The organism is Demequina sp. B12 (assembly GCF_028823635.1).
Classification (GTDB): Bacteria; Actinomycetota; Actinomycetes; order Actinomycetales; family Demequinaceae; genus Demequina.
In genome coordinates this window covers 395,165-411,581 of the sequence record NZ_JAPEHU010000002.1, presented here as the reverse complement: position 1 = coordinate 411,581, position 16,417 = coordinate 395,165, and the positions used below count along the sequence as shown (strand labels likewise).

Genomic DNA, 16,417 nt, shown 5'->3' with positions numbered 1-16,417 from the left:
TACCCTGCTACAAACCGAACAAACCTAGGTATCCCTCGGCGATGGCGGAACCTCCGATCACACCCGTCCAGGCCCCGGCGAACATCCATGGCCCGAACGGGATAGCGACCATGCGACTGCGTCTGGTCACAGCCATCACCACTACGCCAACGACCGCACCCCACACGAACGCTGCGAACCCGCCGACGACCAACGTTGTCCATCCGTACCACCCCATGACGGCACCAAGGACTGGGGCAAGTTTGACGTCTCCGAACCCCATCCCTTTGGGATAGATGAACCACACGAGAAAGTAAAAGGCTGCAAGAATCGCCGCGCCGATGACCGCGCCCACAACGTTGCTCCAGGAGCCCGTGGTCGCGGCCCACGCCAGCAGGTAGGTTCCTACAGAGATCGCAAAAGGCCGTACGACGTTGTCGGGAAGTCGCTGCGTATCGAAATCGATGGCGCTCAACACCACAGTGAAGAAGGCAACAATCAGGGCGAGCCCAAGTTCCGGGGAGACTCCCAACCACAAAAACAGCCCCACGAAAACGAGCCCCGTAAGGCCCTCAATCACCGGGTAGCGAACGCTGATGGGCTCGCTGCAGTCAAAGCAACGTCCTCGGAGCGCTAACCATCCGACAATGGGGATGTTGTGCCGTGACCGGATCGCAGCACCGCAGCGTGGGCAAGCACTCCGTGGCCGCACGACAGATTCATTCTGGGGAGCTCGTGCGATCACCACGTTCGCGAAGCTGCCAAGGGCCAACCCCAGCAGGCCTACAACAAGTCCGAGCAGTACCACGTCCGAGTCTCAGCCTTGTCGGATGTACTCAACGTTGAACTGAGCGAAGGTAGGAACGACGTCACTCTCGCCAACCTTGCGGAAGTCCAGTTCCATTCCCGACGCAATTCGCGTCTCACATGCATAGATCTGGCCACCCCACTTGAGCCCCGAGTTGAAGTGCACCTTCTCCGGCGAGTACAAGAGGATTGCGGTTTGAGTGTCCTGGGTGAGCGTGGGTGCAGCAACCGAGATTCCTGTTCCGACTGTTGAGCCCGGGGCCGGGCACTCATAGGTGTCGCTCGGAGCAGGGTCAACGACGTAGAGCGAGTGATACTCGCCATCAACTGATTTCACGGTGAGAGTGCCCTTCACGCCGATCTCCGTCGCAAAGATCACGAGGTCCGCGCCCAACTCGATGGTGAGGCCGCCACCCCAGTCTCCTAGCGTCATGCCCTTGGATGCACAGGCGTTGGTGGTGTCAATGCGCGTGTTCGTCTCGACACGAATCGTAGCGGGAGATGTCGTCTTGCATCCCTGACCGTTCACCACGTTCCCCGAGTAGTCGGTCCACTCCTTCTCTTCCCAACCTTCAAAGGCGGGATAGTCGGTCGTCACCGCGATGAAAGGATCTACGTCTGGGTAGAGGTCCCGAACGGCGTCAGCGCCGAGGAGCATCTGAACGTTTCTCTGGGGATGGGGGCTGGCGCCGCATGCTGATCCATCTCCGGCGAACATGCTCCAGTTGCTGTTCGCAACTCGACCAGCATAGAGACAGTAGCGGTTGATTGCGCCTCCGACCCTGACATCTTTCGCTACATTGAGGTACTGGTTGTCACCTGGCGTGCCGAACGAGAATGAGGTCTGGCCGGGCCCGTTGCGCGAGAGGTCGTCTTGAACGTACAAACTCCCCAAAACGGAAGGAGTCGCGTTCGCACCCTGTGCATACTGCAGTGACTTTGCGTAGACGTCGCCTTGAATAATGCAGTCGGACGCTCGGTAGTCAACATGGCCGGTAGATATCAGATCACCTGCAATGTTCATACCAGAAGGGCACTCAAGCTCACCCTCTGAGTAGATGTCTCCCTGAACGTCTCCGTCGAAGACTGTCGTTCCGGTGTTGAACTCGATACCCAGATCGCCACGAATGGCCTGTTCGAAGCTCGGAGGGTCGATCGGCTTGGTCCAGAGCGCCTCCACCGTTGTGGAGTCTCCGCTGTCGAAGCCGCCCGAACCGATCTGCTGGGCGGAACCTGAGGAGACAATCTTCACTTGTTCGGGGAAGTTGTTGGCGTCAGCCAGGTCAGGACAGCCGACCACCCATGCGCCACCTTCTACTTGTTGGTAGGAGATCTCTGCAGAGAACGAAGGTGCAGTTGCGGAAGAGTAAACCCCACCCACAGCGGCACATCCCGCAGGGTCAGAGACCAACGACGCGTATGCGAAGTCGACGCCGGCGTCCGCCGCCGCTTGGGACTCGACAGAGGCACGCGACTGAGTGGTGAAGAAGGCCGCGAACACTGTCGATGAAGCAATCACAAGCAGAACGCCGCCCATGACGATCATCATGCCAAGCACCAACACGAGGGCCTGGCCGTCCTCGGAACGGCCGTTCATACGGTCCTGCAACGTGCGGACTAGAAGCACGTCATGCCTCCTTCATCTGATTGCGGACGATTAGTGACAGACGTGTAGATCCTGGTCCCAATCCCCCATTGGGCCGGATCTCCTTCCATACGAATGTCAACCGTCTTAGAGTTGGGTTCCTGGTGGAATGCCCGGGTCGCTTCTACGTTGGACGCGAATGTGGTCCAGCCCGACGCGGAAGTAGCGGTCGCGGAAACCACTTCAGCCTGAGAGGTGCTGCGCTTGAGCTTGCGGTCCGCGCTGTCGTAGAACCAACCCCGGCACTGATACGCGCCGGTGTCGGGCTCTCCATACCAGGTTCGAGTCCGTAGCATCTGCCCGCCAACACTGATCTGGATGTCCGATGCGTAACGAATGTCGTACTCGAGCGCTGCGGCAGCGTTCTGCATCTCGCCCGTGGTGTTGGTAGTCCCAGTGACCTCTGCTTGGGAACGCATCCCGTTGATCACGAGGGTTGCGACCATAACCGCCAGAATCGAGAACAAGAAGATGTAGGCCATGAGCTCCACAAGGGTGAAGCCGGCATCGGAACCGGAGCGCCTCTCCACGGCTCTCTTGCGTGACAGATCATTCATCGCGTCACCCCCGGTACGGAGATAAGCGTTGCGACGTCCGCAACGTCCGTGTCATGGGTGTCATCCGACTTCACGATCACGTTCATCGTCACCGCGGCGGCTGATTTGTCATCGCACCACGTCATATCAGCCTTCGCATCGGCACCGGTCGCGGTGATGATCGTCTCCGTCACCGTGTAGCGCGCGCCGCGCGAGTCCGTCATGGTGGTGGGAACCGGCTTCACCAAGAAGTCGGCAAATGCGGCGCAGTTCCTACTTGCCGTACGCGCCTCCTCGACGCGCAGTTGTGCCACCTGTCCCGCCGACGCGACCGTGGTCGAGTTAGCCGTGACTTGGAGGCTCAGAAGGATCGGCGGCACCATCGCCACCGCGAGGATCCCAAACAGCAGGATCGCCACGATGGCCTCGACCATTCCGAGACCCTCGTCACGCACCTGTTGTGTGCTCACCATTGTTCCCCCACTCCTTCCACATGACAATTGGGAAGGTGGTGGCGTGTGGACTGAGACTCTGCCCACACGCCACCACCTCATCTTGCTATGTTCACTCAATCAGGCAAATAACAGAGTGAAACCGCGAGATGGGCTTACGGTGCTTCGGTAATGGCTCCGGTGGCGTCCATAGTGAAGACCGTGCCAGTACCCGAAGTCACCGCAATGGTGACGGTGTCAGGAGTCGCCATGTCGACACTGCCGGCGGCGAGGATGTTGCCGTCCGAGACTGCGACGGTGGAAGTCTCAGTACCCGCAGTGATGGTCGAGGTCGAAGGACCAGTAGCTGCAGTCCAGGTCACGGTGGTGGCACTGGGGTTCTCGGTCATGGCCGAAACAACAGCCGTACGGATGGTGTTCAGGTCAGCCTTAGCAGCGGAGTCCTTGGCCTTGTTCTGCTGGTTCAGGTACAGCGGAATAGCAATCGCGGCCAGGATGCCAATGATGATGATGACAACGAGGAGCTCAACCAGGGTGAAGCCCTTTTCGGTGCCTTCTGCCTTCTCAGCGAGGCGCTTCTGAATACGAGCGATCATTTCGCTCTCCTTTTCATTCTCTTTGATTGTGCGGTCTAGGATGCGGGACGGATCCCGTATCCCCCCACTTTCATGACGGGGTGTGGCCCCATGAAAGCGAAGTCTGTGTGGTGTTCGAACTACCCAATGAGATCGAACACCTTGAAAATAGGCATATACAAAGCAATGACCATTCCACCAATGATCGAGCCAAGCACGGCAATCATGAGCGGTTCAATCATCGAAGTCAGCTGCTCGGTGGCGGACTCGACTTCCTGGTCATAGAAGTCGGCAATCTTGTCCAACATCTCGTCAAGCGCGCCTGTGTCTTCACCCACCGCAATCATCTGCACCACCATGGGTGGAAAGACGGCGTGCTGCGACAGCGGCTTGGCAAGCGACTCTCCACGACGCACCGAGTTTGCGATGTCGCGGGTAGCGTCTTCAATAACGACGGATCCGGAGGCCTGACCCACGATGTCGAGTGCCTGCAAGATAGGGACACCCGACCGGATCATGGACCCAAAGTTTCGAGAGAACCGGGACACCGCAATCTTCTTCACCAGTGGCCCAAAGATGGGCATCTTGATGGTGAGCGGCTGGTACCTGCGGCGCACCGACTCCTTGTGTTTGTTCTTTCCCCACCAGATGAAGAAGGCGACAATCGCGATCAGCAGTGGCAGCGCCGCGACCTTGAGGACGCTGGACATCACTACCAAGAATTTGGTCGCAGCCGGGAGCTCGCCCCCAAGTCCGTCAAACATGTTCGCAAAGACGGGCACGATGAACAGCAGCATCGCCACGGTCGCAAGGATCGCAATGCAGAACACCACCACGGGGTAGGTCATCGCGGACTTGATCTTGCCGCGAAGCTTCACGTCGTTCTCGAAGTTTTCGGCAATAGACACCAGGACCTCGTCCAAGAATCCGCCTACTTCACCGGCCTTGACCATGTTGATCATGATGGGCGGGAACACGTTGGGGTGACGGGCTAGCGCCTTGGAGAAGGCGGAACCGGTCTGCACGTCATTGCGGACCTCGCCCACTATCTTCTGCAGTTCCTTGTTCTCTGTCTGTTCCGCGAGGATGGTCAGCGCGCGCAGCAGAGATAGACCCGAGGAGATCATGGTCGCGAGCTGGCGCGACAGGATAGCGATGTCCTTGAGCGTAATCTTCTCGCCGAAACCAGGAATCTTGATCTCAGCGTTAAGCCCCTTCGCGGACGCGTCGGACACCGACAGCGGAGTCAGGCCGCGGGAGGCGAGCCGCGAGGCAACCGCGTTCTCGTCCGGTGCCTCGATCTTGCCCGTGTGCTCCTTGCCGGAAGCGTCACGTGCAATGAACTCGAACTTCTTAGTTGCGGTAGCCATCGTGTTCTCCTCGCCGCGCTAGTAGCGCGCTCCCCCGGCTCGACCGCACAGGCGGTTGAACTCTTCATAGGAGTGGCACAGTTCCACGGCGTCATCGAACGACACAGTTCCGGCCTTTACCAGCTCGGCAAGGTGCTGGTCCATGGACTGCATACCCTGCGATGCACCGGCTTGCAATGACGTGTAGATCTGGTGCGTCTTACCCTCACGAATGAGGTTGCGGATCGCCGGCGTTGCCACCATCAGTTCCACTGCCACGGCACGGCCAGGGCCATCGGCGCGACGCAGTAGCGACTGGCAGACGACGCCCTGGATAGCGGTCGCCAACTGAGTGCGGATCTGACCCTGCTGTTCTGCGGGGAACACGTCGATCACACGGTCAATGGTCTGTGCCGCATCCTGCGTGTGCAGCGTGGCGAACACCAGGTGGCCTGTTTCTGCTGCGGTCAGCGCGACCTGGATGGTCTCCAGGTCACGCATCTCACCAATCAGAATGATGTCCGGATCCTGACGCAGCACGTGCTTGAGTGCCCGCTGGAAGGACTTGGTGTCCGCGCCAACCTCGCGCTGGTTCACCAGCGAACGCTTGTGGCGGTGAAGGAACTCGATGGGGTCTTCCACCGTCATGATGTGTGCCGAGCGCGACCGGTTGGCGAGGTCCACCAGCGATGCCAACGTGGTCGACTTTCCAGAACCAGTAGGACCGGTCACCAGGACCAACCCACGGGGCAACTGAGCAAACTCTGCGACCTGACGTGGGATACCGAGCGACTCAAGCGGCTTGATCTCGTAAGGGATGACACGGAATGCTGCACCAACAGACTGACGCTGCTTGTACATGTTCACACGGAAGCGTGCCTCGCCCACCAAGGCATAAGAGAAGTCGAGTTCGAGTTCGTCTTCGAAGCGTTCGCGCTGTGCCTGAGTAAGAATTTGGTACAGCGAACGCTGCAAGCTGTCCGGGTTGAGCTTGTTGAAGCCCTCCAGCGGTGCCAGTCCACCGTCAACACGGATCATGGGCGGCGCACCTGATGTCATGTGAAGGTCGGAAGCGCCGCGGCGCAGCATCTCACGCAGCGCGTCGCCTACGTCCAGGTCGCCGTCCTGCTGATCCTGGCTCATTCCAAGGCGGCGAGAACCAGCGATGCCACCGTGCTGTTGACCAGGCTGGTTGTTCACTGTGCCTGCCGGTGCAGCCCCAGGCGCGGATGCAGTGGGAGCAGGGGCCGCTGCGCCAGCAGGCTGGGCTTGCTGAGACGCAGCGCCAGCGGGGCGGGCGCCCATTCCGAAGGATGTGCGCTGCGGGACCTGGCCAGACACAGGAGCTGACTGGGGTGCCGACGGGTTCTGCGGGGAGACTGCCTGCTGCGGAGCCGCAGCACGTTGCGGCTGCTGTGGCGCGGCGGGCTGCTGAGGCGAGAACTGCTGCTGGGCCGGCTGGTAGCCGCCCGGCTGCGCGCTCGCTTGAGGGACGCCACCAGCGCTTTGCTGCGGCGTGGAGGCAGGTCGACTACTCGCCTGCTCACCCTCATTGTTCGCAGGCCAAAACATTCCAGCCTGCGGCGCGTACTGCTCAGCCATCAAATTCCCCTCAGTCTTCACCGGCTCAGTGCCCCTCAGCACCTCGCCTTCGCGGTGAATGTCGCTCAGTCTATGGTCCAGGTAGGAAACGGTCTACCCTCAACACCTGTTATCGGCAGTGATATTTGTCACTTTAGTGAGGAAACCTCACAAACTACTCTCCCTGCTACTTCACTACTCGCAGGAGTTCTTCGATTGACGTGGTGCCCCCAAGCACCTTTGCCCACCCATCCTGGAGCAAGGTTTCCATGCCGGCTTCGATCGCTACGCGAGAGATATCAGCGGCGGACGCACGCTCGACTGTGAGTCGTTCAATGGACTCATTGACGACCATGATCTCGTGGAGTGCCACGCGGCCTCGATATCCGGTGTTGGAACACCGGCTGCAGCCACCTGCACGGTAAAGCGTGGGGAGTGGGGCATCCGCGGGCCAATGCGCTGCCGCCGGAATCTCGTGGGCGCTTGCCTGGTACGAAACTGCGCAATTGTCACAAAGGCGGCGCGCTAGTCGTTGTGCCACCACGCAGTCGACAGCAGAGCCCACAAGGAATGGCTCTACGTCCATCTCTGTGAGACGTGTGATTGCAGAAGGCGCATCGTTCGTGTGCAGTGTGGAGAGCACCAGGTGACCAGTCAATGCAGCTTCAATAGCGATCTGCGCGGTCTCTTGGTCTCGAATCTCACCCACCAGCACCACGTCGGGGTCTGCACGCAGGATTGAGCGCAGTGCCGCCGCGAACGTCAGACCGGCCTTGGGGTTGACTTGCACCTGGTTGATACCGGGGATGCGGTACTCGACCGGGTCCTCAACGGTGATCACGTTGATTTCTGGCCGCGAGATCTGGTTCAGCGTCGCATACAGCGTGGTGGACTTACCGGATCCCGTGGGACCCGTCACCAGGATCATGCCGTACGGCTTGGTGAAGGTCTCTTTGTACTTCGCGTAGTTGGACTCACGAATACCCAGGTCCTCGAGGTCCAAGGTCGCGGTCGAGTTGTCGAGAATACGCATGACAACCTTCTCGCCCCACACAGTCGGCAGCGTCGCCACGCGCAAGTCGATCTTTCGCCCGTTGTGATTCACGGAGAGGCGGCCATCCTGTGGCTTGCGACGTTCCGCGATGTCGATGTCGGACATGATCTTGAGACGGGAGATCACTCCGTTAGAGATGGCCTTGGGCGCCGACTGCACCTCATGCAACACGCCATCGATGCGGTAGCGGACCCGGAGTTCACGCTCCGCCGGCTCGATGTGAATATCTGACGCACGGTCCTGAACAGCTTGAGTGATGAGGAGGTTGACGAAACGCACGATCGGCGCGTCGTCCTCCGCCATCGCACCAGACAAGTCGATGTCGTCGAGCGAGTCCTGCTCCTCGGCGATGTCGTCCCGCAGGTTTTCCATCTCCGCATCGGAGCGGCAGTACCGATCGATCGCTGCCAGCACGTCGTCGTGCGCGGCCACCACGGGCAGGATCTGCATCCGCGTCAGGGTGCGAATGTCGTCAACCGCCACCACGTTGCCAGGGTTGGACATGGCGATCTTGAGGATGTCGCCATCAATCTGAATGGGTAGGGCCGCGTGACGCCGGCATACGGTGTCGGGCACCATCGCCACAGCGGTGCGGTCCACCGGGAAGTCAGCGAGATCCACAAACTCCATGCCCACTTGGCTGGCGAGAGCCCGGACGAGTTGCCCTTCGGAGATGAGTCCCAACTCCACCAGGGTGCGCCCCAGGGAGGCACCGCGTTCGCGTTGCTCATCGATGGCGTCCATCAGCTGCTCTTCGGAGAGAACTCCCTCTTCGAGCAGGATTGTTCCAAGCTGCTTCACGAGACTCCCTCACTGTCCACGTCAGGCACTACCTACTTGCGCAATTTACATCGGCAAGTGCTTGAGTCCTATCCAACGTGGAGGATGCCACACCTGGAAACGCGCGCGTCACATGAGACGTTGGAGCAGAGCCCTTCCCATGGCGTCCAGGGGGGCGGGGTGGCCGGTCATAAGGCGGACCTGCTCCCCTGCTTGGTGGAGCAACATGCGGGTGCCATTCACAAAGACTCCCCCGCGCTCACGCCAGGCCATGCCCAACGGAGTATCAATGGGGTGATAGACGGCATCGAGCAGGGCGGCGTGCTCCGTGACAGGGCCGAGGGTGGAGGCCAGTGACTCCCCCACTTCTCGCGGAACCGTGGAGACGACAGCTTGAGCAGTCGCCAGATAGTGCGGTGCGTCCTCAAACGAGCTGAAACGTGGCTCCACGCCCATCTTGGTGGCGGCACGCATGAGCCCTCCAGCGCGAGCACGGTTGCGCACTACAACGACGGGCCGCGTCACACCCAGTCGTCCTAACGCGGCCATTGCAGAGGTCGCGGTTGCCCCGCCTCCAAGGATGACGGCGTCATGGGCCTCGCGGATGCCACCTTCAGCGAGGGCCTCCACAATCCCGTGGACGTCGGTGTTAGCTCCCACGAGGTGGCGGCCCGCTCCCGACGGCTGCATGAGCACCGTGTTGACCGCGCCCACGAGCTTCGCCATCGGCTCGATGTAGTCCATGAGCGGCACAGCGGCGACCTTGAGTGGCATGGTCAGGCTCAGCCCACCCCAGGAGTCGTCAAGGCCCTGCACAAACCCGCTCAGCGCGGCCTCATCGACGTCAAAGGCCTCATACACCCAGTCCAACTCCAACGCGGCATAGGCCGCGTTGTGAAGCACAGGTGACAGCGAGTGGCCGATGGGATGGCCCAGCACCCCTGCGCGGCGCAAGCCTGCGGTCACGACCTAGCCTTCGTCGGTGGACTCGGTGTTCTCAGCGATCCACTCGTTCATCTCTGCCTTGTGCTCAAGGAACTCCGCGTGAGTCTCAGAGAACTTGGTCTCGCCGGTGTCAAAGTTCACCGTGACAAAGAACAGATAGTTGCTGTCTGCGGGGCTGTTGGCGGCCTGGATAGCGGACTCGCTCGGCGCGTTGATGGGGCCGGGCGGGAGTCCCGCGTACTCGTAGGTGTTGTAGGGGCTGTCGACCTTCAACTCTTCCGAGGTAGCGAACGCACCCTCACCGGGGACCACATACTTCACGGTCGAGTCCATCTGGAGCTTCATCCCGTCGTCGAGACGGTTGTAGATCACGGAAGCCACAAGCGGGCGGTCCTCGTCACGGCTTGCTTCACCTTCGACGATGGAGGCAACGGTCAGGGTCTGCTCCCAGTCCTCGGGGGCAACACCGTTGCGCTCCAGGACCTTCACGGTCTGAGCCACCATGGTGCTAAGAATCTCCACCGGTTCCACACCTGGATCGAAGGCGTAGGTCGCGGGGAACAGCCACCCCTCAAGGTTGCCGTTGGCTTCCTCGGGAAGGCCGATGGCGTCGTGGTCTGACGCGACTTCTTCCACTTCCTCAGGAGTCGACTTCGTCAGGTTCGCAATCTTCTCAAAGTACGTGTCGAGAGTCTTGCCTTCGGGAACGTTGATCGTCAGTTCCACACGGTTGCCTGGGTCAAGCAGAGCGTCGACCGCGAAGTCTGCTTTCATCTCGCGCTGAATGAGGTAGTACCCGGCAGAGATCTGCTGGGCGTCGGGGTTCTCGGTGTAAGCGGTCACGAAAGACTCCGGTGACGCCACAACGCCTGCTTCGTAAAGAACATCGGCCATCGCGGCACCGCTCATGCCGGGCTCAATGACGACGCGGACAGCACCCTGTCCAGCGCCTTCGTAGTCGGCGACTCCAGACTCGCCGTCGCCTCCCAGACCCTGCACAAAGTTCCAGGCAATCGAGCCGCCGATGGCGACCAGCACGATCGAGGCTGCTACCACCACCAAGGTCCAGCGCCGGCGAACAGCGCGACGCTTCTGACGCTGCAGTCGACGCATGTCCAGCGTCGTCGTGGTCGTTGTCTCGTTCTCGAACAAGTCAGTCATTGTCACCTTCGCGCGAAATCACTTGGGACACTCTACCCAGGTTCCCGCGACGCTCCGTCTCCAGTGCAGTTTCCAGAATGACCACGGCGGCCGCCTGGTCAATCACTTCACGTTGTTGTTTAGCACTCCTACCCGCCTGACGCATAGACGCCGATGCTGAGGCTGTGGAGAACCGTTCGTCCACCAAACGCACCACAGCATCGACCCGTTCCGCAAGTTGGCGTGCAATCGCCATCGCGTCGTCGGCCGACGGGCCAAGTTCACCCGACAACTTCCGGGGCAGTCCTACGAACACCGTAGTCGCCCTTCGTTCCTCAACGATGGCCACCAGTTCAGCGACAGCCGTGTCGGTGCGCTTCACCGTCGTCACGGGGAATGCGAGCCGACCTTCAGGGTCGGAGGCTGCAACGCCGATGCGGACCGAGCCCACATCGACGCCAAGCCTTACGCCTCTATCCACGGGCCTCAATCGCGTTGCGCACAGCGACCAAAGCATCGCCGATCTTCGATGCATCCTGGCCGCCGCCCTGAGCGAGGTCAGGCTTACCGCCGCCGCCACCACCGAGAGTCTGCGCGGCAACCTTCACCAGATCGCCTGCACGCACGCCCAGGTCACGTGCGCCCGCGTTCGTCGCAATCACAATCTGCGGGCGCCCATTAAAGGCGGCCGATGCTGCCACCACCACGGGCTGTGCCTCACCCAGGCGGGCACGGACATCCGTCACCAGCGTGCGGAGATCGTCGCCGTCGGCGGCGTTGGTGGACTCATGAGCCACCACAGTCACGCCGTTGACGGTCTGCGCGGACTCCACCAACTGCGCTGCGACCTGCTGCATCGCTTGCTGGCGGTACTGGGCGAGCTGCTTCTCGGTGTCCGAAAGCTTCGACAGCAGCGAGCCGATGCGGTCGTGGAGCTCATCGGGGCGCACCTTGAGGGTGGTGGTGAGCTCGTTAACGATCGCTCGCTCCCCCGCCAACTGGGCGAAGGCGTCCGCACCCACGAGCGCTTCGATACGGCGGGCACCGGAGCCCACAGATCCTTCGCTAGTGACGGACAGCAGGCCGATCTGAGCGGAGTTGTCGACGTGCGTACCTGCACACAACTCACGGGAGAACGGACCACCGATCTCGACCACACGCACCTTGTCGCCATACTTCTCACCGAACAACGCCATCGCACCAAGCGACTTGGCGTCGTCAAGGTTCATGACGTTCGTAGCAACCGGCAACTCTTCGCGAATGGCACGGTTGGCGATGCCTTCGATCTCCTCGCGTGCACCCATCGAGATCCCCTGTCGCCACGCAAAGTCCAGACGCATGTAACCAGGCTTGTTGTATGAGCCCGCCTGCGTTGCGTCCTCACCCAAGACCTCGTGCAAAGCAGCGTGGATCAAGTGAGTAGCGGAGTGAGCCTTCGACGCCTGGTGACGGTGCGCAAGATCAACTTCTGCGGACACATGGTCACCGGCAGCGACTTCGCCTTCCTCGACTGTGACCGTGTGGACAATCACGTCAGCCACAGGCTTCTGAACATCGATGACGTTCAGCGTGCAGTTGGCGCCCTGGATGACACCAGAATCCGCGTCCTGACCGCCTGACTCCGCGTAGAACGGCGTCTCGTTGAGGATGACCTCAACGGTGTCGCCAGCCTGAGCCACCGGAACGGCTACGCCGTCCTTGATGACGGCAACCACGGTCGACCCCAGCGACAACTCGTCGTATCCACGGAACACGGTGGGCTGAAGAGCCTGATACACGCCAACGTCAGCGTGGCCGCCCTTCTTAGCCTTGGCATCGGCGCGCGCACGTTCCTTCTGCTCAGCCATCAGGGAGCGGAAGCCCTGCTCGTCGACAGTGACGCCCTGCTCTGCCGCCATCTCCAGCGTCAGGTCAATGGGGAAGCCATACGTGTCGTGCAGCTTGAAAGCATCTGTACCGGAGAGCGCCTTCTTGCCCTGCTCCTTTGCCTTGCCCACGGCCACGTCGAAGATGCTGGTGCCCTGGGTCAGGGTGCGACGGAACGCGTCCTCTTCGGTCGCGGCAACATTCACAATCTTGTCGATGTTGGCGCCGAGCTCCGGGTACGACGGCTTCATCGCGTCATACGAGGTCAAGATGAGCGACTCTACCGAGGGGTCTTCGACGCCCAGCAGCCGCATCGAGCGCACGGTACGGCGAAGCAAGCGACGCAGCACGTAGCCACGCCCCTCATTGCCTGGCACGATGCCGTCCTGAATGAGCATGAGCGACGAACGCACGTGGTCCGCGATCACACGCATGCGAATGTCGTCCTCAGCATCCGCCTTGTACTGCTTTCCGGACAGCTCCTGCGCCTTCGCGATCACCGGGAAGACCTCATCGATCTCGTACATGTTGCCCACGCCCTGCTTGAGGTAGGCAATACGTTCCAGACCGGCTCCCGTGTCAATCGCCTTCTGGTCGAGTTCGCGGATGAGTGGATAGTCCTTGCCCGAGCCAGGACCACGCAGGTACTGGTCGAAGACCAGGTTCCAAATCTCGAGGTAGCGGTCGCCAATCTCGTCGGTCCATCCTGCAGCACCAGACGCCGGGTCGTAGTCGGGACCAAACTCGGCGCCACGGTCCACGTGCCACTCCGCACACGGACCCGCAGGCCCAGGCTGCCCGGTGTCCCAGAAAATCTCCTCACGCGGCAACTTCACGATGCGTTCGGTCGGCACACCCACGTTGCGCAGGGCCGAAAGCGCCTCATCGTCTTGATCCCAAATGGTGACCCACAGGCTCTCGGGGTCAAGGCCGTACTTGCCGTCATCCTCGGAACCCGTCAAGAGTTCGTACGCGAAGTCAATCGCGCCTTCCTTGAAGTAATCGCCAAAGGAGAAGTTGCCCAGCATCTGGAAGAACGTGCCGTGACGCGTGGTCTTACCGACCTCTTCGATGTCCTTGGTGCGAATGCACTTCTGCACACTGGCGATACGCGGGTGCGGCGACTCCTCAGTGCCAATGATGTAAGGAATGAACGGCACCATGCCGGCCACCGTAAACAGCAGGCTAGGGTCCGGGGACACCAAGGACGCGCTGGGCGCAATGTGGTGGTCCTTCGACGCAAAGTAGTCGATCCAGCGCTGGCTAATGTCAGCGGTGCGCATCCTGTTCCTCCTGATCAGGGGTGCCCGGTAAGGGCCGCGGAAGCGAGCTCTCGCTCGCCGGTGAGTGGAGCATCGGCTCTCTACAGAACCGGACCACCCTATAAGTATGACAAAGCCGCTGGGCCCCAAACGAATCCGGGACCCAGCGGCCTAAGTGTGTCGTTGGCTCGAAGCCTACGCCGCAGAAATTAGCGAGCGTAGTACTCGACGACCAGCTGCACCTCGCAGGTCACGGGGACCTCGGCGCGCTTGGGACGACGCACGAGCTTCGACGACAGCTTCTCGAGCTGGACGTCGAGGTACTCGGGCACCTCCGGAAGCACGTCGCGGTGTGCACCTGCGGCGGCAGCCATGTAGGGCTCCATGGTGACGGCCTTGGGCTTGACCTGAATGGTCTGGCCGGGCTTCACGCGGAACGAAGGGCGGTCAACGATCTGACCATCCACGAGGATGTGGCGGTGCAGAACGGCCTGACGAGCCTGGAGGATCGTGCGAGCAAAGCCCGAACGAAGAACCAGAGCGTCAAGGCGCATCTCGAGCAGCTCGACGAAAGCCTCACCAGTCAGACCGGGCTCCTTGCGGGCCTCGGCGAAGGTGCGGGTCATCTGCTTCTCACGAAGACCGTACTGGGCGCGAAGACGCTGCTTCTCGCGCAGACGGACGGCGTAGTCGCTTTCCTTACGGCGAGCGGTACGACCGTGCTCACCTGGGGGGTACGGACGCTTCTCGAAGTGCTTGACAGCCTTGGGCGTCAGTGCGATGCCCAGGCTGCGCGACAGGCGAACCTGACGACGTGCCTTCTGTACTGAGGTCATGATTTCCTTCACAGTTGAACGCGCGCGGAAGCGCGACCAACAATGGTTGTGCGTTTGCTGAGTTCGCGGCGACAGCAGCCAACCGTCCGCGAGGGCTTAAATATGCTACCAGAGGACCGGCGAAATCGGATGAGGACTACGCGCGGCCCAGCATGTCGCGGATGCGCGTCAACCGATCCGTGACCGTGCGTTCAAAACCAAACTCGGTGGGGCGATAGTACTGCGCACCGCGCAACGCCTCCGGGAGGTACTCCTGGGCGGCAACACCGCCAGGTGCATCGTGTGAGTAGACGTACTCCTGCCCATGGCCGATGCGCTCAGCACCCGCGTAGTGAGCATCCCGCAGATGTTCGGGGACCACCCCGGCCTTCCCCGCCCGGACGTCTGCGATCGCCGCATCGATGGCGCGGTAGGAGCGGTTCGATTTAGGAGCCGTCGCCAAGTAAGTCGTGGCTTCAGCCAGCGGGATCCGCCCCTCAGGCATGCCGATGAAGCTCACCGCGTCGGCAGCCGCCTGTGCAATCACCAGTCCTTGCGGGTCCGCCATACCGATGTCCTCCGCTGCAAGGATGACCAGCCTGCGGGCGATGAAGCGTGGGTCCTCCCCCGCCACCACCATACGCGCCAGATAGTGCAAGGCAGCATCAACATCCGAACCACGCACCGACTTGATAAACGCGCTGATGACGTCGTAATGCTGGTCGCCACTCTTGTCGTATGCGACCAAGGCGGCATCCATCGTGCGTTCCGTCAGCTCAGCCGTCACAACCGGACGTTCGGCGCCCTCCGGCGCCCCCATCGACAGTGCTGCGTCCGCCACGGACTCCACCAAGGTCAAAGTCTTGCGAGCATCGGCTCCCGCCACACGCAGAATGTGATCGCGTGCTTCAGGCTCCACATCGACTCTGCCGCCCAAGCCTCGTTCATCCGCCAGCGCTCGGTCGAGCAAACTCCCCAAGTCTGCGCTCGACAACGGCTGCAAAGTCAACAACAGCGAACGCGACAACAACGGACCTACGACGGAGAAACTGGGGTTCTCCGTGGTCGCACCAATGAGCGTGACCCACCGGTTCTCCACCGCAGGAAGCAACGCATCTTGCTGAGTCCGTGTGAAACGGTGGATCTCGTCCACGAACAGCACCGTCTCACGCTCACCCGTCGCGATACGACGCTTGGAGTCCTCAATGACGCCGCGAACATCCTTGATACCCGCGGTCACAGCAGACAACTCGACAAACCGGCGACTGCCCGCCACCAGGTAAGCCAGAGTGGTCTTACCCGTGCCCGGCGGCCCCCACAAAATGACCGACGTCGCAGGAGCATCGTCCCCCACCAAACGACGGAGTGGAGAGCCATCCGTCAAGAGATGCCCCTGACCCACCACCTCATCAAGCACACGGGGGCGCATACGCACCGCCAACGGCGCATTCGGCCCCGGCTCCGGAACACCCCGGTTGGTGCGTTCCGTCGACTCGAACAAATCCATGCCGCAAGCCTACGTGGCGGGCCTGACAACTCCCGCCGCGTCGTGGGGCCCGACGCCGACGTGCGTCGCTCGAGCGCCAGGGCACTCGTATTCGTCACTCTCGTTTTTTCGAGAATGACGCCTG

At 61.2% G+C, this 16,417-nt stretch carries 14 protein-coding genes; all 14 read right to left on the bottom strand.

From position 1 onward, the window contains the following. Positions 1–7: 7 nt before the first annotated feature. Entirely contained in the window at positions 8–787 is a 780-nt protein-coding gene (locus tag ON058_RS06435; protein ID WP_274668200.1) for an A24 family peptidase, read from the bottom strand. Positions 788–796: 9 nt separating this feature from the next. After that, a complete protein-coding gene (locus ON058_RS06430; protein ID WP_274668199.1) occupies positions 797–2,413 on the bottom strand; it encodes a polymer-forming cytoskeletal protein in 1,617 nt (538 codons plus the stop codon). Beyond that, positions 2,404–2,988: a type II secretion system protein J gene (locus ON058_RS06425; protein ID WP_274668198.1), complete on the bottom strand. Its 585-nt coding sequence runs from the start codon at positions 2,986–2,988 to the stop codon at positions 2,404–2,406. The genes ON058_RS06430 and ON058_RS06425 overlap by 10 nt, the downstream gene beginning before the upstream one ends. Then, complete coding sequence (locus tag ON058_RS06420; RefSeq protein WP_274668197.1) at positions 2,985–3,440, bottom strand: type II secretion system protein; 456 nt, start codon at positions 3,438–3,440, stop codon at positions 2,985–2,987. The genes ON058_RS06425 and ON058_RS06420 overlap by 4 nt, the downstream gene beginning before the upstream one ends. Before the next feature lie 134 nt (positions 3,441–3,574). After that, positions 3,575–4,015 (bottom strand): prepilin-type N-terminal cleavage/methylation domain-containing protein, encoded by a 441-nt coding sequence (locus tag ON058_RS06415; protein WP_274668196.1) that lies wholly within the window; start codon positions 4,013–4,015, stop codon positions 3,575–3,577. 119 nt (positions 4,016–4,134) lie between these two features. Continuing rightward, positions 4,135–5,364 carry a type II secretion system F family protein gene (locus ON058_RS06410; RefSeq protein WP_274668195.1) on the bottom strand — a complete coding sequence of 410 codons (1,230 nt, stop codon included), beginning with the start codon at positions 5,362–5,364 and terminating at the stop codon, positions 4,135–4,137. 18 nt (positions 5,365–5,382) lie between these two features. Continuing rightward, the gene (locus tag ON058_RS06405; RefSeq protein ID WP_274668194.1) at positions 5,383–6,945 is read right to left on the bottom strand and encodes a type IV pilus twitching motility protein PilT; all 1,563 of its coding nucleotides are present in this window, start codon (positions 6,943–6,945) and stop codon (positions 5,383–5,385) included. 166 nt (positions 6,946–7,111) lie between these two features. Further along, positions 7,112–8,779, bottom strand: coding sequence for a GspE/PulE family protein (locus ON058_RS06400; protein WP_274668193.1), 1,668 nt, complete (start codon positions 8,777–8,779; stop codon positions 7,112–7,114). A gap of 108 nt (positions 8,780–8,887) precedes the next feature. Further along, complete coding sequence (locus tag ON058_RS06395; protein ID WP_274668192.1) at positions 8,888–9,724, bottom strand: shikimate dehydrogenase; 837 nt, start codon at positions 9,722–9,724, stop codon at positions 8,888–8,890. A gap of 3 nt (positions 9,725–9,727) precedes the next feature. Then, entirely contained in the window at positions 9,728–10,864 is a 1,137-nt protein-coding gene (gene mltG / locus ON058_RS06390) for an endolytic transglycosylase MltG (protein ID WP_274668191.1), read from the bottom strand. After that, the gene (gene ruvX / locus ON058_RS06385) at positions 10,857–11,324 is read right to left on the bottom strand and encodes a Holliday junction resolvase RuvX (RefSeq protein ID WP_274668190.1); all 468 of its coding nucleotides are present in this window, start codon (positions 11,322–11,324) and stop codon (positions 10,857–10,859) included. The genes mltG and ruvX overlap by 8 nt, the downstream gene beginning before the upstream one ends. Then, on the bottom strand, positions 11,317–13,992 hold the full coding sequence (gene alaS, locus ON058_RS06380; protein ID WP_274668189.1) for an alanine--tRNA ligase: 2,676 nt from the start codon (positions 13,990–13,992) through the stop codon (positions 11,317–11,319). Before alaS ends, ruvX begins: the two co-directional genes overlap by 8 nt. A 188-nt stretch (positions 13,993–14,180) precedes the next feature. After that, positions 14,181–14,807, bottom strand: a complete 627-nt coding sequence (rpsD, locus tag ON058_RS06375; protein WP_274668188.1) for a 30S ribosomal protein S4 — start codon at positions 14,805–14,807, stop codon at positions 14,181–14,183. A 136-nt stretch (positions 14,808–14,943) separates the two neighbouring features. After that, positions 14,944–16,293 carry a replication-associated recombination protein A gene (locus tag ON058_RS06370; RefSeq protein WP_274668187.1) on the bottom strand — a complete coding sequence of 450 codons (1,350 nt, stop codon included), beginning with the start codon at positions 16,291–16,293 and terminating at the stop codon, positions 14,944–14,946. Between the last annotated feature and the right edge of the window lie 124 nt (positions 16,294–16,417).